The organism is Streptomyces sp. NRRL S-118 (assembly GCF_000716335.1).
GTDB lineage: Bacteria > Actinomycetota > Actinomycetes > Streptomycetales > Streptomycetaceae > Streptomyces.
Genome location: NZ_JOBL01000386.1, coordinates 1 through 337 on the forward strand (window position 1 = coordinate 1; position 337 = coordinate 337).

The 337-nt window shown below is 69.1% G+C and carries 1 pseudogene; it reads left to right on the plus strand.

Features of this window, described 5'->3' with window-relative positions:
* Positions 1 to 337: pseudogene (locus IH00_RS39800) on the plus strand (transposase); the annotation flags it as partial.

A 337-nucleotide genomic window follows, 5' to 3' on the forward strand; every position in this document is an offset into this window, starting at 1 on the left:
GCGTCTGGGGGCGGCTGCATGAGGCCGTGCTGCACCGGCTCGACGACGCCGGCCTCGTCGACCTCACCCGCGTCGTTCTGGACACCGCCCACGTCCGCGCTAAAAAAGGGGCGAACACACAGGTCCGAGCCCTGTCGACCGGGGCAAGCCGGGTTCCAAGATGCACGTCCTGTCGGACGCGAACGGACTGCCCCTCCTCGTCGGCGTCTCGGCCGGCAACACCCACGACAGCGAAGGTCTGAAGCCGATGGTGGCGGGTCACCAAACGAGACACGACCCCCACCGCGGCCGCCACTTCAAGCCCCAGCGCCTCCACGCGGACAAAGCCTACGACCGC